At 71.5% G+C, this 23,592-nt stretch carries 22 protein-coding genes; 13 read left to right on the forward strand and 9 right to left on the reverse strand.

Features of this window, described 5'->3' with window-relative positions; translation table 11 throughout:
• Positions 1-54: 54 nt before the first annotated feature.
• Positions 55-636 carry a TerD family protein gene (locus ACPA54_RS08320; RefSeq protein WP_423528030.1) on the reverse strand — a complete coding sequence of 194 codons (582 nt, stop codon included), beginning with the start codon at positions 634-636 and terminating at the stop codon, positions 55-57.
• 256 nt (positions 637-892) lie between these two features.
• On the opposite strand from ACPA54_RS08320, the gene ACPA54_RS08325 reads away from it, so the two are divergent.
• The gene (locus ACPA54_RS08325; protein WP_423528031.1) at positions 893-1,378 is read left to right on the forward strand and encodes a flavin reductase family protein; all 486 of its coding nucleotides are present in this window, start codon (positions 893-895) and stop codon (positions 1,376-1,378) included.
• Between the two features lie 192 nt (positions 1,379-1,570).
• Here the strand turns inward: ACPA54_RS08325 and ACPA54_RS08330 are convergent, their stop codons facing one another.
• A complete protein-coding gene (locus ACPA54_RS08330) occupies positions 1,571-2,614 on the reverse strand; it encodes a cupin domain-containing protein (RefSeq protein ID WP_423528032.1) in 1,044 nt (347 codons plus the stop codon).
• Between the two features lie 187 nt (positions 2,615-2,801).
• Between ACPA54_RS08330 and ACPA54_RS08335 the strand changes: the two genes are divergently transcribed.
• From ACPA54_RS08335 to ACPA54_RS08380, 10 genes are all read left to right on the forward strand, one after another.
• Complete coding sequence (locus ACPA54_RS08335) at positions 2,802-3,659, forward strand: ABC transporter ATP-binding protein (protein WP_423528033.1); 858 nt, start codon at positions 2,802-2,804, stop codon at positions 3,657-3,659.
• Complete coding sequence (locus tag ACPA54_RS08340) at positions 3,656-4,540, forward strand: ABC transporter permease (protein ID WP_423528034.1); 885 nt, start codon at positions 3,656-3,658, stop codon at positions 4,538-4,540. The genes ACPA54_RS08335 and ACPA54_RS08340 overlap by 4 nt, the downstream gene beginning before the upstream one ends.
• A 53-nt stretch (positions 4,541-4,593) precedes the next feature.
• Positions 4,594-5,748: a sensor histidine kinase gene (locus ACPA54_RS08345; RefSeq protein WP_423528035.1), complete on the forward strand. Its 1,155-nt coding sequence runs from the start codon at positions 4,594-4,596 to the stop codon at positions 5,746-5,748.
• 2 nt (positions 5,749-5,750) lie between these two features.
• Entirely contained in the window at positions 5,751-6,395 is a 645-nt protein-coding gene (locus ACPA54_RS08350) for a response regulator transcription factor (RefSeq protein WP_423528036.1), read from the forward strand.
• 50 nt (positions 6,396-6,445) lie between these two features.
• Complete coding sequence (locus tag ACPA54_RS08355; protein WP_345678463.1) at positions 6,446-7,204, forward strand: PIG-L deacetylase family protein; 759 nt, start codon at positions 6,446-6,448, stop codon at positions 7,202-7,204.
• 124 nt (positions 7,205-7,328) lie between these two features.
• Positions 7,329-8,957, forward strand: a complete 1,629-nt coding sequence (locus tag ACPA54_RS08360) for an acyl-CoA synthetase (protein WP_423528037.1) — start codon at positions 7,329-7,331, stop codon at positions 8,955-8,957.
• A gap of 60 nt (positions 8,958-9,017) precedes the next feature.
• Complete coding sequence (locus ACPA54_RS08365; RefSeq protein WP_423528038.1) at positions 9,018-10,001, forward strand: Zn-ribbon domain-containing OB-fold protein; 984 nt, start codon at positions 9,018-9,020, stop codon at positions 9,999-10,001.
• 38 nt (positions 10,002-10,039) lie between these two features.
• The gene (locus ACPA54_RS08370; RefSeq protein WP_423528039.1) at positions 10,040-11,116 is read left to right on the forward strand and encodes a lipid-transfer protein; all 1,077 of its coding nucleotides are present in this window, start codon (positions 10,040-10,042) and stop codon (positions 11,114-11,116) included.
• Position 11,117: 1 nt separating this feature from the next.
• Positions 11,118-12,281, forward strand: coding sequence for a thiolase domain-containing protein (locus tag ACPA54_RS08375; RefSeq protein WP_345678459.1), 1,164 nt, complete (start codon positions 11,118-11,120; stop codon positions 12,279-12,281).
• Positions 12,282-12,491: 210 nt separating this feature from the next.
• Entirely contained in the window at positions 12,492-13,616 is a 1,125-nt protein-coding gene (locus ACPA54_RS08380; protein WP_423528040.1) for an NAD(P)H-dependent flavin oxidoreductase, read from the forward strand.
• Between the two features lie 78 nt (positions 13,617-13,694).
• Here ACPA54_RS08380 and ACPA54_RS08385 read toward each other — a convergent pair whose 3' ends face one another.
• The 4 genes from ACPA54_RS08385 to ACPA54_RS08400 all read right to left on the reverse strand — a co-directional run bounded on the left by ACPA54_RS08385 (position 13,695) and on the right by ACPA54_RS08400 (position 17,769).
• A complete protein-coding gene (locus tag ACPA54_RS08385) occupies positions 13,695-14,483 on the reverse strand; it encodes an MHYT domain-containing protein (RefSeq protein ID WP_423528041.1) in 789 nt (262 codons plus the stop codon).
• Between the two features lie 264 nt (positions 14,484-14,747).
• Positions 14,748-15,611 carry an MHYT domain-containing protein gene (locus ACPA54_RS08390; protein WP_423528042.1) on the reverse strand — a complete coding sequence of 288 codons (864 nt, stop codon included), beginning with the start codon at positions 15,609-15,611 and terminating at the stop codon, positions 14,748-14,750.
• Positions 15,612-15,884: 273 nt separating this feature from the next.
• Positions 15,885-17,006, reverse strand: a complete 1,122-nt coding sequence (locus tag ACPA54_RS08395) for a P1 family peptidase (protein ID WP_423528043.1) — start codon at positions 17,004-17,006, stop codon at positions 15,885-15,887.
• Between the two features lies 1 nt (position 17,007).
• Positions 17,008-17,769: a TetR/AcrR family transcriptional regulator gene (locus ACPA54_RS08400; RefSeq protein WP_423528044.1), complete on the reverse strand. Its 762-nt coding sequence runs from the start codon at positions 17,767-17,769 to the stop codon at positions 17,008-17,010.
• A 138-nt stretch (positions 17,770-17,907) separates the two neighbouring features.
• Here ACPA54_RS08400 and ACPA54_RS08405 point away from each other — a divergent pair, with 138 nt between their 5' ends.
• The gene (locus ACPA54_RS08405) at positions 17,908-19,443 is read left to right on the forward strand and encodes an MFS transporter (RefSeq protein WP_423528045.1); all 1,536 of its coding nucleotides are present in this window, start codon (positions 17,908-17,910) and stop codon (positions 19,441-19,443) included.
• A gap of 38 nt (positions 19,444-19,481) precedes the next feature.
• Here ACPA54_RS08405 and ACPA54_RS08410 read toward each other — a convergent pair whose 3' ends face one another.
• Positions 19,482-20,672: a CaiB/BaiF CoA transferase family protein gene (locus ACPA54_RS08410; protein WP_423528046.1), complete on the reverse strand. Its 1,191-nt coding sequence runs from the start codon at positions 20,670-20,672 to the stop codon at positions 19,482-19,484.
• Positions 20,673-20,757: 85 nt separating this feature from the next.
• Entirely contained in the window at positions 20,758-21,357 is a 600-nt protein-coding gene (locus ACPA54_RS08415; RefSeq protein ID WP_423528047.1) for a DUF4383 domain-containing protein, read from the reverse strand.
• Positions 21,358-21,642: 285 nt separating this feature from the next.
• On the opposite strand from ACPA54_RS08415, the gene ACPA54_RS08420 reads away from it, so the two are divergent.
• Positions 21,643-22,122, forward strand: coding sequence for a VOC family protein (locus tag ACPA54_RS08420; RefSeq protein WP_423528048.1), 480 nt, complete (start codon positions 21,643-21,645; stop codon positions 22,120-22,122).
• A 173-nt stretch (positions 22,123-22,295) separates the two neighbouring features.
• On the opposite strand, the gene ACPA54_RS08425 is transcribed toward ACPA54_RS08420, so the two are convergent.
• The gene (locus ACPA54_RS08425) at positions 22,296-23,501 is read right to left on the reverse strand and encodes a cytochrome P450 (RefSeq protein WP_423528049.1); all 1,206 of its coding nucleotides are present in this window, start codon (positions 23,499-23,501) and stop codon (positions 22,296-22,298) included.
• Positions 23,502-23,592 lie beyond the last annotated feature (91 nt).

Below are 23,592 nucleotides of genomic sequence, written 5' to 3' on the forward strand. Positions count from 1 at the left end.
CCACCGGGCGCCCGGTAAGCGGCTTTTGACGCTATGTCACCGCCGTGCTGCGGGTCAGACGTTGACGCCGTAGTCCTTCGCGATGCCCGCGAGGCCCGATGCGTAGCCCTGGCCGAGGGCGCGGAACTTCCACTCGGCGCCGTTGCGGTAGATCTCGCCGAAGAGCATCGCGGTCTCGGTGGACGCGTCCTCGGAGAGGTCGTAGCGGGCCAGCTCGGTGTTGTCCGCGGCGTTCACGATGCGGATGAACGCGTTGCGGACCTGGCCGAACGACTGCTTGCGGTTCTCCGCGTCGTAGACCGACACCGGGAAGACGATCTTGTCGATGTCCGCCGGGAGGCCCGCGAGGTTGACCTTGATCTGCTCGTCGTCGCCTTCGCCCTCACCGGTCTTGTTGTCGCCGGTGTGCTGGACGTTGCCGTCCGGGGTCGCGGTGTTGTTGAAGAAGACGAAGTGCTGGTCGGACGCGACGCGGCCGGTCTGGTTGACGACGATCGCGCTCGCGTCGAGGTCGAAGTCCTCGCCGGTGGTCGTGCGGAGGTCCCAGCCGAGGCCGACGACGATCGCGCTGAGCGTGCCGCCCGCCGCTTCCTTGGTCAGCGAAACGTTGCCGCCCTTGCTGAGGCTGACTGCCATGGGGTTTCCCCTCCGAGGTGTGTGCGTGCGTGGCCGGATGGCCGGTTTGGGTCCCGGAAGCCGGGTTCGGTCCGGATTGCCGGACCGACGCTACTGCCATCCTCAGGACGCCAGAAGGGGCCGTGAAGTTCCCGGGCCCCGTGTCGGGCACGCCCTCTTGACGCCGCCTCGGAAATGCCGTGTCATAGACGCAACGAAAAGGCATATGACTAATAGTCATAGTCGGGTGTCGGGTCACCACAGTTCAGGGGCCGCCATGTCCAGCGTCACGATCGATCCTGCGCGCATGCGCCAGGTCATGGGCCACTTCTGCACGGGCGTCACGGTGATCACGGCCGTCCACGACGGTGCACCCGTCGGCATGGCCTGCCAGTCCTTCACCTCGCTGTCGCTCGAACCGGCGTACATATCGTTCGCCCCGGCGCTGACCTCGACCACGTGGCCGAAAATCCGCGCCGCGGGCACCTTCGTCGTCAACGTCCTGGCCGCCGACCAGCAGGACGTGTGCCGGGCGATGGGCCGCAGCGGCGGAGACAAGTTCGCCGACGTGGACTGGGCGCCGGCCCGCAACGGCGCGCCGCGGCTGGCGGGGAGCATCGCGTGGATCGAAGCCGACGTCGACCACATCCTGCCCGGCGGCGACCACGAGATCGTGATCGGCCGTGTCAGCGAACTCGAACTTCCGCGCGATGCCGCCCCGTTGCTGTTCTACAAGGGCGCGTACGCGGGTATCTCCGGCTGATTCAGGAGCCGAGGCGGAGGCCGGTTTCCGGCCGCCGCCGCACCCGAACCACCCGCTGCCGAGGGACGGTCGGCCGCGGCGTGAGGCGGGCCCGTGGGCACCCCTGTTCCCACGGCTTCCGCCGGGAACGCGACAGGCCCGCCCGCATCCTCGTACCGGGGTGCGGGCGGGCCTGTCGCATGGGGGACCCGGTCAGCGGCGGTCCGTGAACCGGATGTCCAGGCTCCGCAAGTACGTCTGCAGCCCCGCGTCCTGAATGGGGATCAGGTGCGCGGGAGCGCCGGACTCGTTGTGGTGCGCGTGCCACTTGCCCGGAGGCGTCACGAACGCCCCGCCCGGCTCCCAGTCCACCCGCACCGGGTCGACGATGTCGCCGCGCTCGTCGAGCCGGTCGCCGAGCAGCGAGTAGCAGCCCGGCTTGCAGTCGAGGATCAGGTCGAGCGCGACCGACTGGTGCCGGTGCGGGCGCTGGATCTGGCCGACCGGCAGCAGCCCGAACATCGCCCACAGCACGTGCGTGACGGTCAGCGTCTGGTCCTGCTCGGCGTTGTTGAGCAGCACGCTGACCCGGTTCTTGGCGTTGGCGCCCGGGGCTTCGGCGATCGCGGTCAGTTCCGCGACGGCGCGCTCGCGGGAGAACTTCGTGGGCTTGAAGCGCGGTCCGGCGGGGGCGACGCCGAGGTAGCGCAGCAGCGGTTCGTCGTGCACCCAGTACATGACGGTGTCCGCGTCGGCGTGGTGCACGACCTCGCCGACCGCGGGCAGCACGACGAAGTCGCCCTTCTCCCAGCGCGCGACGCGGCCGCCGACGACGGACGTGCCGCGCCCGTACATCACGTAGTACAGCTGCGACGTCGCGTTGACATCGACCGCGAGCCGGTCGCCGCGGTTGATCCGCACGAAGTTGGCCAGCAGCGCCGGGCTCGTCGCCGGGCCGCCCGCGATGCGCAGCTGTTCGGAGAGGTCGAGCGGGACCACCCGGGTCTCGCCGCCGCTGTGCAGGGCTGCCGGGAAGGCCACGGCGGGGACTTCGGTGGTGAGGCCGGCGCCGATTGGGTTGGCGGCCTTGCTGTACTCCCAATAGCGGGCGTCTGCCGACCAGTCTTCGGCGAGCGCGTCGAGGCGCCCTTCGAAGCCGTATTCGGCGACGTCGACCACCGGCGGCGCGGCCACCGTGGGGTCGAACAGCTCGGCGTCCGCGGCCGGCTGCGTGGTCGTCAGGTCGATGGCCGCCATGGCCTCCCCTTCCGGTCCGTGCTCGTACTCCCCCTGCTCCGCCGATGCTGCCACCGAATGCCGCGGATCGGTACGACGTGGATCACCGCGGCGTCCACCGGAGCGCGTCTGTCCACCGATCGGTGGACAACCGGTGTACGTCGGCCGGACGTCCCGGCGGACCCCCGCCCCCCGGCAGAGTCGAGGCATGGAGACGACACCGGGAAACACGGCGGTCCGGGTCCGGGGACTGCGCAAGACGTACGGGTCGCACACGGCGGTCGACGGCGTCGACCTCGACGTGCGGACCGGCGAGATCTTCGCGCTGCTCGGCCCGAACGGCGCGGGGAAGACCACCGCCACCGAGATCCTCGAAGGCCGGCGCGGCCGCGACGCGGGCGAGGTCGCCGTGCTCGGCGAGGACCCCGGGCGGGCCGGTGCCGCGTGGCGGGCCAGGATCGGCGTCGTGTTCCAGGAGTCGAAGGACTTCGCCGAACTGACCGTGGCGGAGATCGTGCGGCACTTCGCCCTGTACTACCCGGCGCCGCGCGACCCCGACGAGGTGATCGACGCGGTCGGCCTGGCCGACAAGGCGGGCAGCCGCACGACGCAGCTGTCCGGCGGGCAGCGCCGCCGCCTCGACGTCGCACTGGGCATCCTCGGCGACCCCGAACTGCTGTTCCTCGACGAGCCGACCACCGGCTTCGACCCCGAAGTACGGCGCCGTTTCTGGGACCTGATCGCCGGACTGCGCGCGGACGGCACGACGATCCTGCTCACCACCCACTACCTGGACGAGGCCGAGTACCTGGCCGACCGGGTCGGCGTCCTCGCCGCCGGACGTCTCGTCGACGTGGACACCCCGGCCCGGCTCGGCGGCCGCCACCTGGCGCCCGCGACCGTCCGCTGGACCGAAGCCGACGCGCCGCGGGAGATCGCCACCGACGCGCCGACCGCGGAAATCGCCGCGCTGTCCGCCCGGTTCGGCGGCGAAGTGCCCGGCCTGTCGGTGTACCGCCCGTCCCTGGAAGACATCTACCTCACGCTGATCGGAGAAGCCCGATGACCGCGACCCCGGCCACCGCCCCCGCGCCCGCCGCGGACGCGAAGCCCCGCACTCCGCGTCCGCGGCAGCGCACGGCGGCCTATGCCGCCCCGTCCGTCCTGCGCATCGGCCGGGCCCGGGCGGCCCTGGAACTGCGCCAGTTCTTCCGCGACCGGCGGCAGGTCTTCTTCACGTTCTCGATGCCGATCGTGATGTTCCTGCTCCTCGCCTCGATCTTCCGGGACACGTACAAGGACGTCGGCGTCACGACCCAGCAGATCTACGTGACCGGCATGCTGGCCACCGGCATCCTGTCCACCTGCTTCCAAGGCCTGGCCCTGCAGATCGGCGGCGAGCGCCAGAACGGCACCCTCAAGCGGCTGCGGGCCACGCCGATGCCGCCCGCGTCGTACTTCCTCGGCAAGATCGCGCTGGTCGTGGTGAGCAGCCTCGGGCAGGCCGCGGTGCTGCTCGGCCTGGGCGCCGCGTTCTTCGGGCTCGACCTGCCGACCGCGCCGGGGCGCTGGGTCACCTTCGCGTGGGTCTACCTGCTCGGCGCGACCGCGTGCACGCTGCTCGGCATCGGCGCGAGCAACCTGATCCGGGGCGAGAACGGCGGCCCGATCGTGCTGCTGCCGATCATGGTGCTGCAGTTCATCTCCGGTGTCTTCGTGGTCTTCGCCGAGCTGCCCAAGGGCATGCAGACGGTGTCCGCGCTGTTCCCGCTCAAGTGGATGTGCCAGGGGATGCGGTCGGTGTTCCTGCCCGACGCGTACGCCACGATGGAGCCCGCCGGGACGTGGGAGCACGGCCGTATTGCCCTGGTCTTGACCGCATGGGTGATCATCGGGTTCGTGGTGTGCACGAAGTGGTTCCGATGGAAGGGCCGTGACGAAGGGTGACAACTCCCTGGGAGACGTCCATCCCCGCAGACCCCGGGGTGTGGCGTCGGCAAGTGCTCACGGTGTGGCACTTCTCGTTCGCGATGGTGGTCACCGTCTCGACGCTGATCATGGTGGACCGGCACGCGCCTGTCGCCGCCTACCTGGTGATGGGCGCGTACGCGGTGGGCTACGTGTACCTCATGGCCCCCGCGATGCAGAAGCCCGAGGGCTATCGCGCCTACGTCTTCCTCGCCCTGACCTTCGCCACGGTCACCGCCCTCGCGTTGGTCGCGCCTGGCGGCCTGGTGATCCTGTATGTGGCCTTCCCGCACTTCTTCGCGGTCCTCGACCGCTTCCGCACCAAGCTCGCCGGGGTCGTGGTCACCGCCGCCGCCGCGTTCGCCGGGTCGGTGGCGCACGACGGCGCGAGCGGCGGCTCCGTCCTGGACGCGTTCGTGACGGTCACCGCCGCCCTGCTGACCAGCCTCGGCATGGGGTTCGTCACCGTGGTGCTGATCCGCGAATCGGAACGCCGCGGCAAGCTCATCGGCGAACTGGAACGCACCCGCGCGGAACTCGCCGAGGCCAACCACGAGGCCGGCGTGCTCGCCGAGCGCCAGCGGATGGCCCAGGAGATCCACGACACCCTCGCGCAAGGCTTCACCAGCCTGCTGATGCTCGTCCAAGCCGCCGACGCGTCCCTCGACACCGACCCGGAAGGCACCCGGCGGCGCCTCGACCTCGCCGCCCGCACCGCCCGCGAGAACCTCGCCGAGGCCCGCGCGCTGGTCGCCGCGCAGGACCCGGTCGAGCTGGCCGGCGGCTCGCTCGCCGACGCCTTGGGCCGCGCGGTCGCCGGGCTTGCCGAGGAACTCGACATCGCCGCGGACTTCCGGGTCTCCGGCACGCCGCGCGACCTGCCCGCCGCGACCCAGGTGGTGCTGGTCCGCACGCTCCAGGAGTGCCTGGCGAACATCCGCAAGCACGCCGCCGCCACCGAGGTGCACGCGGAACTCGCCTACCGCCCGATCGGCGTCCGGCTCACCGTCGCCGACAACGGCCGCGGATTCGCCGCCCCGCGCGACGGCGACCACACCGCCGCGGCACCCGGCACCTCCGGATACGGTCTGCGGGGGATGCGCGCCCGGATCGAGCAGGCGCGCGGCACCCTGGACATCGCCGGCGCCCCCGGCGCCGGCACGACGGTATGCGCGGAGGTTCCCTGACCATGGCCGGCACCCCCATCCGGCTGCTGCTCGCCGACGACCACCCGGTGGTCCGCGAAGGACTCGCGGGCATGCTCGCCGGGGAACCCGACCTGGAGGTCGTCGGGGCCGCCGACGACGGTGCGCAGGCCGTCGCGCTGGCCGCCGAACTGCGCCCCGACGTGGTCCTCATGGACCTGCGCATGCCCGGCACCGACGGGGTCGCCGCGACCGGCCGGATCACCCGTGAACTGCCCGGCATCCGGGTGCTGATCCTCACCACGTACGACACCGACACCGACATCGTCCGCGCCGTCGAGGCGGGCGCCGCGGGCTACCTGCTCAAGGACACTCCGCGCGCCGAACTCGCCGCCGCGGTCCGCGCCGCCGCCCGCGGCGAAACCGTGCTCGCCCCGCCGGTCGCCGCCAAACTGGTGACCCGCATGCGCGCCCCGGCCCGCGACCCGCTCAGCCCGCGCGAGACCCAGGTTCTCGGACTGGTCGCCCGGGGCATGACCAATGCCGAGATCGGCCGCGAGCTGTACATCGGCGAGGCGACCGTCAAGACGCACCTGCTCCGCGCGTTCGCCAAGCTCGGCGTCGACGACCGCACCGCCGCCGTCACCGCGGCCATGGAACAGGGCCTGCTGCCGCGTCCGGGACAGTGACCGGCACGGCCGCGGGGCCGCCGCTCCCGACCCGTACGAAGGGCAGAACCATGACTGACCAGGCACCGCCGCCGTTCGAACCGCTCCGCGAGGACTGGTCGACCGCGGTGGCGATCGTCGCCCACCCCGACGACATGGAGTACGGCGCGGCCGCGGCCGTCGCCCGCTGGACCGGGCAGGGCAAGACCGTCGTCTACGTCATGGTCACCAGCGGCGAAGCCGGCATCGACGGCATGCACCCGGACGAGGCCCGCCCGGTCCGCGAGGCCGAGCAGGTCGCCTCGGCCGCCGTGGTCGGCGTGGACACCGTGGAGTTCCTCGGCCTCCCGGACGGCGTCCTGGAGTACGGCCTCCCGCTGCGCCGCGAGGTCGCCCGCGTGGTGCGCCGGCACCGCCCGGACATCGTGATCACCGGCAACTGGCGGGAGACCTACGGCGGCGTCATGCCGAACCAGGCCGACCACATCGCCACCGGCCGCGCCGTGCTCGACGGCGTCCGGGACGCCGGCAACCGGTGGATCTTCCGCGAGCTGGCCGAGGACGAGGGCCTGGAGCCGTGGAACGGCGTCAAGCAGATCTGGGCCGCCGGATCGCCCGACGCGGCGCACGCCGTCGACACCACCGAGACCTTCGCCAAGGGCGTCGCGTCTCTCGAAGCGCACGCCGCCTACCTGGCCGGCCTGGGCGGCAGCGCCGGGAACATGGCCGACGCCGCCGAGTGGCTCGAGGGCTTCGCACGCACCGCGGGGACCCGGCTGGGCACCCGCTTCGCGGCCTCCTTCGAGGTCGTCCCGCTGACCTTCGAGTAGCCGCCGCCGCGGCCGGGCCCCGGTCCGGAGCGCTCCGGACCGGCTCGGCCGCGTGGGGTTCTTCACGACTACGCGTTTTCCATAACCATTGACGTGGTCAAGGAACCTTACCTATCGTGCGGCCGTGGCCGACTTCAATCTCGCGGACCTCTGGGAGCTGCTCGCCGACGCGGGCGGCGACACGGAGGTGCTGGTCGCAGGCGACCGGCGCCGCACGTACCGACAGCTCGACGAACGGGCCAACCGGCTCGCCAACCACCTCGCCGCCCGCGGCGTGGGCCCCGGTGACCACATCGGGCTCTACAGCTTCAACCGCGTGGAATTCGTCGAGGCGCTCCTCGCCGCGTGGAAGCTGCGCGCGGTCCCGGTGAACATCAACTACCGCTACGTCGAGGCCGAGCTGCGGTATCTGCTCGGCGACGCCGACGTGGTCGCGATGGTGTACGAACGCGGATACGCGGACCGGCTGAGCGCCCTCGCCGCCGAGTTCCCCGCGCTGACCACGTACGTCTCCATCGCCGACGACCAGCCCGAGGTCGCCGACGTCCCCGGCGCGGTCGACTACGAGGAAGCCCTCGCCGCCGCGTCCCCCGCCCGCGAGTTCGGCCCGCGCAGTGCCGACGACCGCTACGTCGTCTACACCGGCGGCACCACCGGCATGCCCAAGGGCACCATGTGGCGGCACGAGGACGTCTTCTTCGGCGCGATGGGCGGCGGCGGCTGGCCGGGCACGCCGATCGCGGCGCCCGAGGAGATCACCCGCAACGCCGAGCGCGACTTCCGGCTGACCTTCATGCCCAGCGCGCCGCTCATGCACGGCGCCGCGCAGTGGTTCGCGATCGGCGGCCTCCTCGCGGGCAACCGCGTCGTGCTCTACACGTCGCGCAAGTTCGACGCCGACGACCTGCTGGCGATCGCCGAGAAGGAGCAGGTCTCGTCGATCCAGATCGTCGGCGACGCGATGGGCCGCCCGCTGGCGGACGCCGCCAAGGGCGGCGGCTACGACCTGTCGAAGCTGTACGTCGTCGGCTCGGGCGGCGCGATCCTCTCCGAGGCGGTGAAGGACGAACTCAAGTCCGTCGTCCCGCACTTGATGATCAACGACAGCTACGGCAGCTCGGAACTGGGAGCCGGCGGCAGCGGCGTCCAGAAGGACACCAAGGACGCCGGCGGCAAGGACGGCGCGGCCGGCAACGCCCCGCGCTTCGCGATGGGCCCGCAGGTCACCGTCCTCGACGAGACGACCATGAAGCCCGTCGTGCCCGGCTCCGGCCAGGTCGGCAAGATCGCCCGCTCCGGGAACATCCCGCTCGGCTACTGGAAGGACGAGGTGAAGACCGCCGCGACCTTCCCGGTCGTCGACGGCGTCCGGTACGTCGTGCCGGGCGACTTCGGCCTGATCGAGGCGGACGGCACGATCGTCATGCTCGGCCGCGGCTCGGTCTGCATCAACTCGGGCGGCGAGAAGATCTACCCCGAGGAGGTGGAGGCGGCGCTGAAGGCGCACCCCGACGTCTTCGACTGCATCGTGGTCGGCGTGCCCGACGAGCGGTGGGGGTCGCGCGTCGTCGCGGTCGTCGCACCGCGCGCCGGGGCGGCGCCGACGTACGACGAGATCGCCGAGCACTGCCGCACCCTGCTGGCCGGATACAAGGTCCCGCGCGCGGTCGTCCTCGCCGAAGAGATCGGCCGCACCAACGTCGGCAAGGCCGACTACGCCTGGGCCTCCCGTGTGGCGGCCCAAGCCTCTTGACCCGAGCCTCCTGACCCGCCATCAGCACCCCGCCAAGCGCAGTGCCGAGAGGACGACCGCGTGTCGACACAGACAAGCAGCACCATCCAATTCCCGTACAAGCGGACGCTGGGCCCGGTCATCAGCCGCTTCTTCTCGGAGCTGACCGCCCAGCGGATCGTCGGCATCCGCAGCGGCGACCGGGTGATCGTGCCGCCGATGGAGTACGACCCGGAGACCGGTGAGGAACTCGCCCGCGAGTTCGTCGAGGTCGGTCCGGCGGGCACCGTGGTGTCCTGGACCTGGGTCGCCGAGCCCGGCAAGCACCACCCGCTCGACCGGCCGTTCGCCTACGCGCTGATCAAGCTGGACGGCGCGGACACCAACCTGCTGCACGTGCTCGACGCGGGCAGCGAGGACGCGGTGTCCACCGGCATGCGCGTCGCGCCGCGCTGGCGGGACGAGCCGGTCGGGCGCATCGACGACATCGCCGCGTTCGTCCCCGGCGAGACCCCGGAGGGCCCCGCCGCGGGCGAGGCGCAGGACGTCCAGACCATGGACTTCTTCTCCACGATCACCTACACCGACGTGCTCTCCCCGACCCTGGAGCGCTACGCGGCGAGCATGCGCGCGGGCGTCATCAAGGGCCAGCGCTGCCCGCAGTGCAACCGGGTGTTCCTCGGCCGCGGCTACTGCTCGGTCGACGCGATCGTCCTCGGCGAAGAGCACGAAGAGGTGCTGCCCGACTTCGGCGTCGTGTCGAACTACACGATCGTGACGCCGACGCCGTACCCGGGGCAGAAGGAGACCGAGCCGTTCGCGCGCGCCTCGGTGGTCCTCGACGGCGACGAAATGGTCATCGCCCAGCAGCAGATCATCGGCATTCCGGTCAGCGAGATCCGGGTCGGCCTGCGGGTCAAGGCGCAGTGGTTCGCCGACGCCGAGCGCAACGCCGCCGAGATCACCAGCAAGGGCTGGGGCACCGTCGCGGGCTTCATCGAGGGCTGGCTGCCCACCGGCGAACCCGACGAGCCCGCCGAGCATTACATGAACCGGGTGTTCTGACCGTGGCCACTCAGGAATCAGGCTTGGAGACAGGCAACGTGAGCAACGACCCCCGTAGCGACACCGACATCGCGGTGGTGTCCACCGCCTACCTGCCCGCCGTGCGGCGCGAGCACCTGAGCGAGACCGAGATGCTCATCGCGGTCGTCGACGAGGCGCTCGGCAAGGTCGGCCTCAAGCGGTCCGACGTGGGCTTCAGCTGCCAGGGATCGTGCGACTACATCTCCGGCGGCACCTTCTCGTTCGTGCCGAACCTCGACGCGATGGGCGCCTGGCCGCCGATCCACGAGTCGCACGTCGAGATGGACGGCGCGTGGGCGATGTACGAGGCGTTCGTGCGCATGAAGCACGGCGACGTCGAGATCGCCGTCGCGCTGGGCTCGGGCAAGTCCTCCACCGGCGACCCGGCGGAGATCTACCCGCTGGAGCTGGACCCGTACTACCTCGCGCCGCTCGGCCCCGACCCGGTGTCGCTCGCCGCGCTCCAGGCCCGGCAGCTGATCGACAGCGGCAAGACCACCGAGCGCGAACTCGCCGAGATCGCCGCCCGGTCGCGCCGCGACGCCGCCAACAACCCGAAGCAGCAAGTGCGTTCGGCGGAGACCGACGTGGACAAGATCCTCGCCGAGCCGTACGTGCGCACGCCGCTGCGCAAGAGCGACCTGCCGCCGATCTCCGACGGCGCGTCCGCGGTCGTCCTCGCCACCCGGCGCCGGGCCCGCGACCTGGTCGCGCGCCCCGCGTGGATCGCGGGCATCGACCACCGCAGCGAGGTGCACAACCCGGCGCTGCGCGACCTCACCGACTCGGCGTCGACGCGGACCGCCGCGGAGCGCGCGGGCGGCATCGCGGGCGTCGAGGTGGCCGAGCTGATGGCGCCGTTCACGTCGCAGGAGGTCGTCCTGCGCCGGGCCCTCGGCCTGGGCGACGACGTCCTCGTCAACCCGTCGGGCGGTGCCCTGACCGGCAACCCGCTCATGGCGACCGGCCTGGTCCGGGTCGCCGAGGCGGCCGAGCAGATCCTGGCCCACGGCCGCAACCGCACGCTGGCGCACGCCACTTCCGGCCCGCTCCTGCAGCAGAACCTGGTGTGCATTCTGGAAGGTGACAACTGACATGGGCCACGAACCAGTTGCGGTCGTCGGCATCGGCCAGACCAAGCACAAGAAGCGCCGCGACGACCTGTCGATCGCCGGCCTGGTGCGCGAGGCGGCGCAGCGCGCCCTCGACGACGCGCACATGACGTGGGCGGACATCGACGCGGTCGTGATCGGCAAGGCGCCGGACATCTTCGAAGGCGTCATGAAGCCGGAGCTGTACCTCGCGGACGCGCTCGGCGGCGCGGGCAAGCCGGTGTTCCGGGTGCACACCGCCGGCTCGGTCGGCGGGTCGACGGCGATCGTCGCCTCCCACCTGGTGTCGTCGCGCGTGCACAAGCGCGTGCTGGCGGTCGCGTGGGAGAAGCAGTCCGAGGGCAACGCGCAGTTCGGGCTCGGCGGCGGCAAGTCCGGCTCGATCGGTGCGGGCGGCGCGTTCGCGCCGTGGATCCGCGCGTACATCCGCAAGTCCGGCGCGCCGGAGCACATCGGCTGGCAGATCGCGGTCAAGGACCGGCAGAACGCGCTGCGGAACCCGTACGCGCACCTGCAGTTGAAGGACATCTCGATCGACAAGGTCCGCGAGTCGCCGATGATGTGGGACCCGCTGCACTTCCTGGAGTCCTGCCCGTCGTCGGACGGTGCGGGCGCGATCATCGTGACCGACAAGGAAGGCGGCCTGGCCGCGGCGGCGGACGGGCGTCCGCCGGCGTGGGTGCTGGGCACGTCGATGCGTTCGGAGCCGTCGTCGTTCAACGGCCGCGACCCGATCCGCCCGCAGGCCGGCGTGCAGTGCGCGTGGGACGTGTACAAGCAGGCGGGCATCACCGACCCGCGCCGCGACATCGACGTGGCCGAGCTGTACGTGCCGTTCTCGTGGTACGAGCCGATGTGGCTGGAAGGCCACGACATCGCGCCCGTCGGCGAGGGCTGGAAGATGGTCGACCGCGGCGAGACCGCGTTCGACGGCTCGTTCCCGGTGAACCCGTCGGGCGGCGTGCTGTCGTCGAACCCGATCGGCGCGTCCGGCATGCTGCGCTTCCTGGAGGCCGCGCTGCAGGTGCGCGGCGCGGCGGGGGAGCACCAGGTGGACGGCGCGCGGGTGGCGCTGGCGCAGGCCTACGGCGCCGCCGCGCAGTACTTCGCGATGTGGGCGGTCGGCTCGGAGCTCCCGTCGAGCTGACGCCTCCGCCGCGGCCCCCCGGTCTCGGGGGCCGCGGATCAGCCCAAGAGGGCTTGCCGGGCCGGAACGCGCGTGGGAAGCGTTCCGGCCCGGCGCATGTCCGGGAACGGGCAGGCGGCGGGCGGGAATCGCCCGGCGGGGGTTGTCAGGCGGGAATTGTCAGGCTTCCTGACCTTGATTTGGTCAAGGAGCCTGTCTAAGCTCCTGGGCATGAAGCCACCCATCTGCGAAAAGCTCGGGATCGAGTTCCCGATCTTCGCCTTCTCGCACTGCCGGGACGTCGTCGCCGCGGTGAGCCGCGCGGGCGGCTTCGGCGTGCTCGGCGCGCTAGCCTTCAGCCCGGACCAGCTCGAAGTCGAACTCGCGTGGATCGACGAGCACGTGGACGGGCGCCCCTACGGCGTCGACCTGGCGATCCCGATGAACTACCTCGGCAAGGGCGGCGGCGACGCCGCCATGCCGGCCAACCTGGAAGCCCTCATCCCCGAGGCGCACTGGAAGTTCGTCGACGACCTGCTCGCCGCGCACGGCATCCCCGAGCTGCCCGCGGACCTGGAGGACAAGGCGGCGAAGGCGGCCGGCCTCAACGTCGACCTCGAATCCCGCGCGCAGATCGCCACTTCGCTCAAGCACCCGCTCGTCAAGATGTTCGTCAACGCGCTCGGCCCGCCCCCGGCGGACATCATCGACGCGTGCCACGACGCGGGCGTGCTGGTCGGGGCGCTGTGCGGCAGCCCGCGGCACGCGGAGAAGCAGGTCGCGGCGGGCGTCGACGTCATCGTCGCGCAGGGCACCGAGGCCGGCGGCCACTGCGGCGAGATCTCCACGATGGTGCTGATCCCGCAGGTCGTCGACACCGTCGGTCCGGACATCCCGGTGCTCGCCGCGGGCGGCATCGGCGGCGGCCGGCAGATGGCCGCGGCGCTCGCGCTCGGCGCGCAGGGCGTGTGGACGGGCAGCATCTGGCTGACCGTCGCCGAGGCGGACACCCACGAGACCGCGGTGCAGAACCTGCTCGAGGCCAAGTCCACCGACACCGTGCGCTCGCGCGCGATGACCGGCAAGCCGGCCCGCCAGCTGCGTTCCGCGTGGACCGAGGCATGGGAGGACCCGGCCAACCCGGACCCGCTGCCCATGCCACTCCAGGGCCTCATCTTCAACAAGGCCTCGCGGCGCTTCACGCGCACCAAGAACAAGGAGCTGAACGGCTGGCCGGTCGGCCAGATCGTGGGCGCCATCGACCGTGTGCGGCCGACCCAGGAGGTCGTCCTGGACATGGTCGAGGAGTGGGTCGAGACCACCGAGCGCCTCGGCAAGCTGCTGTCCGAGGACTGAACGGAGGCCGGCGGCGGAGGTGCGCTCGGGAAGCACCTCCGCCGCCGGCCGCCGGCCGCCGGCCGCGTCCGCGGCCGATCACACCGTCGAACGCGCCGTGTTCGCCGTCAGACGCGTGATCCGGTGTTCGAAGTCCCGGTCGTCTTCCATCTGTTCGACGTTCGGGTAGATCGCCACGATGACCAGGATGATCATCGTCACCAGGCTGATGGCGATGATCATCGGCGCGAAGAACTGCGTCATGTCCGAGCCGTGCACGTGCCCCTGTGCGGCGGCGCCTTCCCGGTGCATCGCGAACATGCCGGTGTAGTGCATGCCGCACACGGCCAGCCCCATGATCGGCACCGCGGCGCTCAGCGCCTTGAAGCCGCGCACGTGAAGTGCCGCCCACAGCGCGGCCGTTGCCGCGACGATCGCTATCACCAGGGACAGCACCACGAGCTTCGGGTCGTACGAGACCGGCTGCGTGCTCTTCATGGCGTACATGCCGAGGTAGTGCATCGACCCGACCCCGGTGCCGGTGATGATCCCGCCCGCCAGCAGCGTGGACATGCGCGATCCCCCGCGGATCGCCAGTGCCAGGCCGACGCCGACGACGATCACGGAAATGGCCAGGCTGGCCAGGGTCAGCGGGATGTCGTAGCGGATTTCCTGCCCGGGCATGCTGAAGCCGAGCATGGCGATGAAGTGCATGACCCAGATGCCGGTGCCGCCGAGCGACAGCGAGGCCAAGACCAGCCACCGCGCGCGCACCGCGCCCGCGGTGGCCTGGGCCCGCGCACTGCACAGCAGCCCCAGACAGGCCCCTGTGCAGGACATCAGGAACGCCAGGCCGGGCGTGAGCGGGCCATACGTGAAGTGGTCCATGATGTGCGCCGCCGGCCGACCCGTCCTCCACGAGACGACGGCGGCAGCCCTCCTCTCGGTCACCAGCGTGACCGGGAGTGACCCGCTTTTCTCGGAAAGTAGTCGATTCGCCCTGCGGGGGCGGGATGCGGCGTATAGTACGCGCGGCCATCGGGGCCGCGGGTCAGGCGCCGATCGATCGTGTCCGATTCTGATCGGCGCCGTTCGGAATTGCCCGCGACTTGGCCGGGTTGTGTCAGGGGCGCGTGCGGGCGTCCGTACCGCTCACCGGCGGAAATAGTCGTTGCGGCGGTTCGTCGAATTCACCCGGGCCCGGGCGCTCCGCCGAAAGTCCTGGTCCTCCGTCAGGCGGTCGAGTCGAGCACCGAGTTCTGCCTCCTCCTGCATTTCGTCTTCGGTCGGTGACAAAGCCACGATGAACAGCGTGACGAAGGTGAACAGGCTGATGCCGGTGATCAGCGGCGCCAGGAACTGCACCGGTTCGGCACCGTGCAGCATGCCGCTGGACCCGCCGGTGTCGATGCTCATCGAGAACATCGCGGTGTAGTGCATTCCGGTGACCGCGACCCCCATGATGAGCGCGGCCACCGCGGTGGCCGTGGTGCCGCGGACGTTGAACGCCATCCACAGCGCGACCGTCGCGGCGACCACGGCAATGACCACGGACGCGGCCACCAGGCCGGTCGCGTAGTCCACCGAACCGCGCAGCCAAAGCGCCGACATGCCCATGTAGTGCATGCTCGCCACGCCGAGCCCGGTCACCATGCCGCCCACCAGCAGCGCCGGCGTGCGGTGTTTGGCGTATCCGACGATGGTGAGCCCTAGGCCGACGACGCCGACCGAGACGATCAGGCTCGCGATCGTGCGCTGGACGTCGTAGCGGATCGCCATGCCCTGGATCGAAAAGCCGAGCATCGCGATGAAATGCATGACCCAGATTCCGGTTCCGCCGATGGACACCGCGGCGAGAATCAGCCATCGCCCGCGCGCCCAGCCCACGACCGCGCGGGCCCGGGCCGTGCACAGCAGGCCGAGACCGGAGCCCAGGCAGGACATCACATACGCGAGCACCGGTATCAGGGGTCCTGCGGAGAAATGGTCGATGGTCCCCAATTCGCCGACCTCCACGGGTCAATTCCCGATCATGCGCGCGCCGACTCCCCCGAGGCGCGCAGATATCGAGGCGGTCTCCGGTGCCGCGGGGGGTGTGGTGGATAACCGGGAAATCCGCCGTGCGCGCCGATAATAGGGCGTGGCGAAGCAGTTGTGCACCGCACCAAACGCGCGTCGGGAAATCGGCCTCGAAGGCCCGACAGGCGTGCCGGATACCGGAAATTTGGATTCCGTTCCGCGGCGGAATTCGTCCGTTTCTCGGTCGAACTCCGGGGAATGATGCCGAATTCAGCCGCGCGGGCGGTAACGCGCTGTCGCGTGCGGGTACAGCGCGCGATAAGACGGGACCGTGACGCGCGTTCCGCCGAGCACCATATCCGTCGATTCCGCCGCAAGAACCGCGTCCACGATGGCGCGGGACACGACGTCCGCGGCGGCGGCGTGGATGGCCGTGAGCGCGGCGGCTTCCGCGTCGACGCCGTATGGGGTCTCGGCGTCGACCGGCGGCAGCGGCCGCACGGCGGTCGACAGGGCGAAGACGGTGTCCCCGTCGTACAGCGTGTGCACGGGCCGCAGCGCCCGCGCAAGCCCGTCGTGCGCGGCGCCGGCCGTCTTGTGGGCCTGCGCCCGGGTCAGCACGGCGTCGGTGGCGACCACGGCGAGCGTGGTGTTCAGCGGCGGATCGGCTTCGGCGAACTGCGCGAGTGCGGCGGCGTGCTCGTCATGCGACGGCGGGTCGAGCGGGAATTCGCCGGGCAGGCCGAGGAGGGCCGCATACGGCAGTCCGGTCGTCGGGTCGACGGCGGACCCGGCCGCGTTGACCACCGCGAGCGCGGCCACGGTGACGCCGCCGTCGAGCAGGCAACTGGCTGTGCCCACACCGCCCTTGAGCCCGCCGGCGAAAGCCCCCGCCCCCGCGCCGACGACGCCGGTGCGGACCGGGGCGTGCTCGGGCGTGTCGGCCGCGGCCTCGGCGGCTTCGCGGCCGAGGGCGGCGTCCGGGCGCTGCCGGAAGTCGCCGCCGCGGCCCAGGTCGAAGATGGTCGCGGCGGGCACCACCGGGACGACTTCGTGCGGTTCGGTGCCGACCGGGAAGCCGCGGCCCTGGTCGGCCAGCCAGGCCATGACGCCCGAGGCCGCGTCGAGTCCGTAGGCGCTGCCGCCGGTGAGGGCGACCGCCTCGATGCGGGGGACGAGGTTGCGCGGGTCGAGCGCGTCGGTCTCCCGGGTGCCCGGGCCGCCGCCGCGCACGTCCACCGCGGCGACCATGCCGCCGGGCGGGCCGAGGACCACGGTCGCCCCGGTCAGCGCGCCGAAGCCGATTCGCGTCGCGTGGCCGACCCGCAGCCCCGGCACGTCGGTGAGCGCGTTGCGTGCCCCGGGCCCCGGCGGCGGCAGCTTGACGGCCATGTCAGGCCTCGCCGTTCGCGCGCATCCGCTCGGCGTAGGCCTGCATGCCGAGCATGATCACGTCGAGCCCGAAGTCGAAGCGGTCGTTGTCGTCGCCCTGCGTCAGCGCGTCCAGCATCGACACGGAGACCGGGAAACGTTCCTTCGGCAGCGCGGCGAAGAACGCGCCGATCTGTCCGTAGTAGCGCTCCGTCCAGCCGGGATTCTGCTCCTCGCGCAGTTCGCGCAGCCCCATCTCGTAGGCGGCGGAGGTGGCGTACAGCGCGATGAGGTCGGCGGACCAGGCGATGACTTTGTCCGGGAGGCCGCCGGCTTTGAGGACGGCGAGCATCCCCTCCATGGCCTCCAGCGAGTGGGGCGTGGTCGGGATGCGCCCGAAGTTGGCCTTGGCCAGGTCGCGGTGCCGGGCGTAGATGTCGCGGATCTGCCGCATGCCCTCCTGCATCTGGTCGCCCCAGTGCTCCGGATCCGGTTCCGGGAAGGACATTTCGCCGCTGACGCGGTCGAGCACCAGCTCGATCAGGTCCTCCTTGTTCGCGACGTGGGCATAGAGCGACGCCGCGCCGGTGTCGAGCTTCTGCGCGACGCGCCGCATGGACAGCGCGTCCAGCCCTTCCGTGTCGACGATCTCCAAGGCCACGTCCACGATCGCGTCGACGGTCAGCCGCGCGCGGCGGGGCGGCCGGGCCGCCTTGCGCGGGGTGCGCCACCCCGGCGTGGGGACTTCGGGCTGGTCCGCGGCGGGCGGGGGCTCGGCACGCATCGGTCACCTCCGGAGGTTCTTCGAACACTGTACTTGACGCGAACAGTGTTCGTCTCTATAACGGTGTTCGTAGGAACGAACAGCGTTCGTCGCAAGGAACGGTGTTCGATCAAGCTTCGTTCCCGCCAGGGGGATCCCATGACGAGCACCGACCTCACCGACCTCGCCCACCGCGATGCCGTCGCCGAATCCTCCGCGGCAGCGGACGCGGCGGCCGATCCGCCCGAGCAAAGTCCCTACCGGCTCCGCTGGTTCGCCCTGGCGGTCGTCCTCGGCGCCGAGCTGATGGACCTGCTCGACGGCACCATCACCGGGATCGCCGGCCCGAAGATCGAAAGCGCGCTCGGCGGCACGTACAGCCAGTTGCAGTGGATGTCCGCGGCCTACACGCTCGCGTTCGCGATGCTGCTGGTCACCGGTGCCCGCCTGGGCGACATGTTCGGGCGCCGCACGATGTTCCTGGTCGGCACCGCGTCCTTCGCCGCGACGTCGCTGCTGTGCGGGGTGGCCGGATCGCCGGAGACGCTCATCGCCTTCCGCGCCCTGCAGGGCATCGCGGCGGCGATGATGATCCCGCAAGGCCTCGGCATCCTGCGCGACCTGTTCCCGCCGAAGGAAATGGCGGCGGCGTTCGGCATCTTCGGCCCGGTGATGGGCCTGGGCGCGGTGGCCGGCCCGATCATCGGCGGCTTCCTGGTGGACGCCGACCTGTTCGGCCTCGGGTGGCGCGCGATCTTCTTCGTCAACCTTCCGGTCGGCCTCGTGGCGTTCGCGGCGGGCCTGCTCATCCTGCCCAAGGGCGACGGCGCAACGGGGCAGCGCCGCACGGTCACCCTCGACCTGGTCGGCATGGTGCTGCTGAGCGCCGCCATGGTGCTGGTCATCCTGCCGCTCGTGCAGGGCCGCGAAGCGGGCTGGCCCGCCTGGACGTTCGTGTCGATGGCAGCGTCGCTGCCGGTGTTCGGGCTCTTCGCGTGGTGGGAGGCGCGGCGCCGCCGTGCCGAGCGGTCCACGCTCGTCGAGCTGAGCCTGTTCCGCAACAAGGCCTTCACCAGCGCGCTCGGCGTCGGCCTGCTGTTCTTCAGCACGATGATCGCCTTCATGATGGTCGTCACCGTGTACCTGCAGTTCGGTCTCGGCTGGTCGGCGTCCGACGCGGCGATCGCGCTCATCCCGTGGTCGCTCGGCACCACGGTCGGCGCCGGACTGTCCGGCGCGCTGCTCGCGCCGAAGTTCGGCCGCAAGGTGCTGCACCTCGCGCTCGTCGTGCAGATCCTCGGCCTGCTGGCCATCTGGTTCACGGTCGACCGGCACCCGTCGGGCGTCTCCGGCTGGGGGCTCGCCCCGGCGATGGCGCTGACCGGGCTCGGCGTCGGCCTGTTCATGGCCCCGTTCTTCGACATCGCGATCGCCGGGGTCACCCACGAGGAGACCGGCTCGGCGTCCGGCACCCTCAACGCCGTGCAGCAACTCGCGGGTGCGACCGGCATCGCGGTCCTCGGCACGCTGTTCTTCGGGTACGCGGACGACCGCATGGCGCGCGGCCCGGTCGCCGCCTTCAGCCACGGCATCGAGAACAGCCTGCTCATCATGGCCGGCGTCCTCGCGGTGACCTGGGCCGCGGCGTTCCTGATGCCGAAGCGGGCCCGCGAGGACGCCGAGGCCGGGCACTAGGACACCGCCCAGCCGACCGCGGCCCGGCCGAACGTCGGCTACGCCAGACCGAGTTCGCGGCGGATGGCGGTGCCGTGCTGGTCGACCGCCGGGATGGCGCCCATGGCCGCTTCGCGGCCGGGCACCGTCACCGGCGGCAGCAGCGCGCGCAGCGGCCCGGCGGGGGAGTCGACGGTGCGCCAGCGGTCGCGGGCGGCGAGCTGCGGATGGTCGGCGAAGCCCGCCATGTCGCGCAGCCGCGCGTTGGCGATGCCGGCCGCATCGAGCCGGGCGAGGACGCGTTCCGCGGACAACCCGCGGAACGCGTCGGCGATTTCCGCGTCCAGCGCGTCGCGGTGCGCCAGCCGGTCCGGATTCGCGGCGAAGCGCGGATCGTGCTCCAGGTCCGGGCGGCCGAGCACGTCGCGGCACAGCGCGCCCCATTCGCGCTGGTTCTGCACGGCGAGGAAGACCTGGCCGTCGTCCGCGGGGAACGGGCCGTAGGGCGCGATGGTGGCGTGCCGGGCGCCGCTGCGCACCGGCGGGACGCCGCCGTACTCCGTCCAGTAGAGCGGGAAGCCCATCCACTCGCCGAGGGCTTCCAGCATCGACACGTCGAAGCGGCCGCCGCGGCCGGTGTGCGCGCGTTCGTACAGGGCGGTGAGCACGCCGGTGAACGCGTACATCCCGGACGCGATGTCGGCCACCGCGATGCCGGTCTTGGCCGGCTGGTCGGGGCCGCCGGTGATCGAGGGGAGGCCCGCTTCGCACTGTACGAGCAGGTCGTAGGCCTTCTTGTCGCGGTACGGCCCGGTCGTGCCGTAGCCGGAGATCCCGCACACGATCAGCCGCGGATGCGCGGCGGTCAGTTCCTCCGCGCCCAGCCCCAGCCGCTCGGCGGCGCCCGGTGCGAGGTTCTGCACGAACACGTCGGCGCGGGCGAGCAGCGCGTCGAGCACCGCCCGGTCCGCGTCCTCCTTGAGGTCGAGGGCGATCGACTCCTTGCCGCGGTTCAGCCACACGAAGTGACTGGACAGGCCGTGCACGACCGCGTCGTACGACCGCGCGAAATCGCCTTCGCCCGGCCGCTCGACCTTGATCACCCGGGCTCCGAGGTCGGCCAGCTGCCGGGTCGCGAACGGCGCCGCGACGGCCTGCTCGAGCGCCACCACGGTGATCCCGGCCAGCGGCAGCGCGGCGGCGCCCAAGTCCGCTGTGGGGCCCGGACCAGTGCGGGGGTCGGCTGCCATGGGGCCTCCTTGAGGGGCGCGGGTGCGGTGTCGGTACGCGAAAGGTCCGGGCGCGAAATACCCGCCCGGACCCGCCATCATCTGCTCAATGCGCCCCGACGGTGCTCCCCGGGGTCCCCGCGCCGCCCGCGCCGCCCGCGCCGCCCGCGCCGCCCGCGCCGCGGGTCGAGCCGCCGGACGGCCCTGGGTGCTGCCGCTGCCGGACCGCGTCCTCGTGCGCCGCGCGCCGCGGGTGCCGCGACCGCCAGTACGGGTTGTCGTGCGGTAGCGCGCTGCCGACCCGCCCGTACATGCCGAAGGCGAGCAGCGCCACTCCGACGGCGAAGCTGAAGATCACGTTCGACATGTGGAAGCCGAGGGGGTTGTTGCCCCGTCCGATCAGCGCGGTGTGGACGAAGCCGCTCAGCACGAACCCGATGCCGATCACGATGTTCAGCGTCGACGCGAAGTTCCCGCCGCGTACCGCGCCGGTGACGAGGATCAGGCCGACGACGATCGACAGCGTGCTCAGCGCGCCGTTGGTGGAGAGTCCGGCGACGTCCTTCCCGGTCGTCCCGAAGAACGTGACCGTGTCCACCAGGCCGAGGATGCCGAAGACCAGCAGGAACACCCCGACCGCACCACCGCCGAAGCGGTACACCTGGCTCAGCCGGTGATCGACCGGCAATTCGTCTCGGAGCTTCATCGGACACCTCCCGGTCGTCCGCCGCGCAGATCGCGCCTCTACCGCGCGCCTATCCGGAATCCGCCCCCTCTAACGATGGTGGTCCCGGGAACCTGCGGGCGCCAAGCCGGGCGGGCTCCCGCGGCGCGACCGGGCACCGCACCGGAAGGCGGAAAGCCGCGTTCCGGATGCTCTCGAACATTCGCGGACACGTTGTTACCGTGCCCGGACAGCTGACGATCCGTCAGCGGAGCTGTCTTCCCAGCTCCCGCCGTTCCAGTTTCCGCCGTTCCAGGGAGTAAGCGCATGACCGACGCCACCCAGCCCAGCTCCGCTCCGCTCGACGGCGACGCCTACGGGGTCTCGCACATCGGCCTCTGCGTGTCCGACCTGGCGCGCTCGCTGCGCTTCTACTGCGACGGGCTCGGCTTCGCGCCGGTCATCGCGTACGAGATCGGCGACGAGGCGGCGGCCGCGCTGGAGGTGCCGACCCCGGTCGAGCTGACCTCGCAGATGATCGCCAAGGGCACGCTGATGATCGAGCTGCTGCACTATGCGTCGCCCGGTGTGATCGGCACCCCGTCCGCGCAGCGCCACCAGCTCGGCCTGACCCACCTGAGCTTCCTCGTCGAGGACGTGGACGCCGCCGCGGCGCGCCTGGTCGAGTACGGCGGCACCGTCGTGGACAGCACCCGCACCAGCATGAAGAGCGAGACCGGCAGCACCGAGATCGTCTTCCTCGCGGACCCGGACGGGACGCGCGTGGAACTCATGAAGCTCGGCTAACCGCGGCCGGGCGCGCCGGCCCCGGCTCAAGCGGGGGCCGGCGTTCCGGTTCGTGCGGAGCGGTGGTCCGGACCGGGCGGCGCACAGCCGCCCGCCCGGACCACCGTCCGTCCCGACCGCCGCTCGCGGGCTCCCGGTTCCGCGGCGGCAGCGGGGTCTGGAGGGGCGCGGACTCAGCCGCGCGGCACGAGGTCGACGTACGCCTCGCGGATGCCGTGCACGAACGCGTTCGGCATGTCGACGACCTCGGTGCCCGGGGTGAGCCGGATCGCGTCGACGCGCTTCAGCAGCTCTTCGAAGAAGATCCGGATCTCCAGGCGCGCCAGCGGCGCCCCGAGGCAGAAGTGCGTGCCGAAGCCGAACGTGATGTGGTCGTTGGGGGACCGCGTCACGTCGAACTTCTCCGGGTCGGCGAACACCCGCGGGTCGCGGTTGGCCGAGCCGTACATCATGACGACCTGGTGGCCGTCCGGGATCACCGTGTCGCCGACCCGCTGGTCGCCGACCGCCACCCGGCACATGTTGTGGATCGGCGTGACGTAGCGGATGAACTCCTCGGTGGCGACCGTCAGATCGGCGCCGCCGCGGATCAGGTCCCACTGCTCGGGGTGGGCGATCAGGTTGAGGAACGTGCGGGCGATGACCGTGCGGGTCGTCTCCGCGCCGCCGTCGAGCAGCAGCAGGCAGTCGCTGATCACCTCGGCCGGGCCGATCGGCTGCCCGTCGATGCTCGCCCGGGTCCACGTGGTCATCACGTCGTCCGCCGGGCAGCGCTTCTTCTCCTCGAACAGTGCCAGGCCCGCGGTCGCGAACTCGCCCACCGCGGCGTGCCCGTCGTCGTTGCGGTAGCGCGGGCCGCCGCCCAGCGCGATGGTGCGCTCGGACCAGTCGCGCAGCAGCGGCCACTGGTCCTCGGGGAAGCCGAGCAGGCGGCCGATCATCATGGCGGGCAGCACCGACGCCAGGTCGCCCACCACCTCGACGGTGCCCTTGGCGACCGCCGCGTCGAGGATGTCGACGCATACCGTGCGGACGTGCTGCTCCCACTCGCGGACGCCGCGCGGCGTGAACCACTTGCTGACCAGCTTTCGGCGCTGGTTGTGCAGGGGGTTGTCCAGGCCGATGATCGCCGGGTCGGCCGGCATGTTCGGGCGGTAGCCGCCCTTCGTCTTGTCCGAGTTGACGAAGTGCTCGCTGCGCGCCTCGACGTCCTTGAGGTCCGCGTAGCGGAAGATGCCCCACAGTTCGTTGCCCGCGTCCCAGGCCACCGGCTCGTGGTCGCGGAACCAGGCGTAGGTGGGGAACGGGTCGCGCGCGTAGAACTCGCCGTCCAACAGGTCGAGCGCGGGGCGCGGGGTTGTGGGTGCGGTGGCGTCCATGGGCAGATCGAACCACGGATCCGAGCCTTTTTACAGACTAAGTCAAGTAATTCGTCGGGCCAGGAAACACCGGAAGCCCGGTCCACGAAGG

Origin of the sequence: Uniformispora flossi, assembly GCF_049534875.1 — a bacterium.
Lineage (GTDB): Bacteria > Actinomycetota > Actinomycetes > Streptomycetales > Streptomycetaceae > Yinghuangia > Yinghuangia aomiensis.

Bases quoted from the DNA above. Each gene is read 5' to 3' on its own strand.
- ACPA54_RS08320 (WP_423528030.1), bottom strand. From the start codon at position 636: ATGGCAGTCAGCCTCAGCAAGGGCGGCAACGTTTCGCTGACCAAGGAA.
- ACPA54_RS08325 (WP_423528031.1), top strand. From the start codon at position 893: ATGTCCAGCGTCACGATCGATCCTGCGCGCATGCGCCAGGTCATGGGC.
- ACPA54_RS08330 (WP_423528032.1), bottom strand. From the start codon at position 2,614: ATGGCGGCCATCGACCTGACGACCACGCAGCCGGCCGCGGACGCCGAG.
- ACPA54_RS08335 (WP_423528033.1), top strand. From the start codon at position 2,802: ATGGAGACGACACCGGGAAACACGGCGGTCCGGGTCCGGGGACTGCGC.
- ACPA54_RS08340 (WP_423528034.1), top strand. From the start codon at position 3,656: ATGACCGCGACCCCGGCCACCGCCCCCGCGCCCGCCGCGGACGCGAAG.
- ACPA54_RS08350 (WP_423528036.1), top strand. From the start codon at position 5,751: ATGGCCGGCACCCCCATCCGGCTGCTGCTCGCCGACGACCACCCGGTG.
- ACPA54_RS08355 (WP_345678463.1), top strand. From the start codon at position 6,446: ATGACTGACCAGGCACCGCCGCCGTTCGAACCGCTCCGCGAGGACTGG.
- ACPA54_RS08375 (WP_345678459.1), top strand. From the start codon at position 11,118: ATGGGCCACGAACCAGTTGCGGTCGTCGGCATCGGCCAGACCAAGCAC.
- ACPA54_RS08380 (WP_423528040.1), top strand. From the start codon at position 12,492: ATGAAGCCACCCATCTGCGAAAAGCTCGGGATCGAGTTCCCGATCTTC.
- ACPA54_RS08385 (WP_423528041.1), bottom strand. From the start codon at position 14,483: ATGGACCACTTCACGTATGGCCCGCTCACGCCCGGCCTGGCGTTCCTG.
- ACPA54_RS08395 (WP_423528043.1), bottom strand. From the start codon at position 17,006: ATGGCCGTCAAGCTGCCGCCGCCGGGGCCCGGGGCACGCAACGCGCTC.
- ACPA54_RS08400 (WP_423528044.1), bottom strand. From the start codon at position 17,769: ATGCGTGCCGAGCCCCCGCCCGCCGCGGACCAGCCCGAAGTCCCCACG.
- ACPA54_RS08405 (WP_423528045.1), top strand. From the start codon at position 17,908: ATGACGAGCACCGACCTCACCGACCTCGCCCACCGCGATGCCGTCGCC.
- ACPA54_RS08410 (WP_423528046.1), bottom strand. From the start codon at position 20,672: ATGGCAGCCGACCCCCGCACTGGTCCGGGCCCCACAGCGGACTTGGGC.
- ACPA54_RS08415 (WP_423528047.1), bottom strand. From the start codon at position 21,357: ATGAAGCTCCGAGACGAATTGCCGGTCGATCACCGGCTGAGCCAGGTG.
- ACPA54_RS08420 (WP_423528048.1), top strand. From the start codon at position 21,643: ATGACCGACGCCACCCAGCCCAGCTCCGCTCCGCTCGACGGCGACGCC.
- ACPA54_RS08425 (WP_423528049.1), bottom strand. From the start codon at position 23,501: ATGGACGCCACCGCACCCACAACCCCGCGCCCCGCGCTCGACCTGTTG.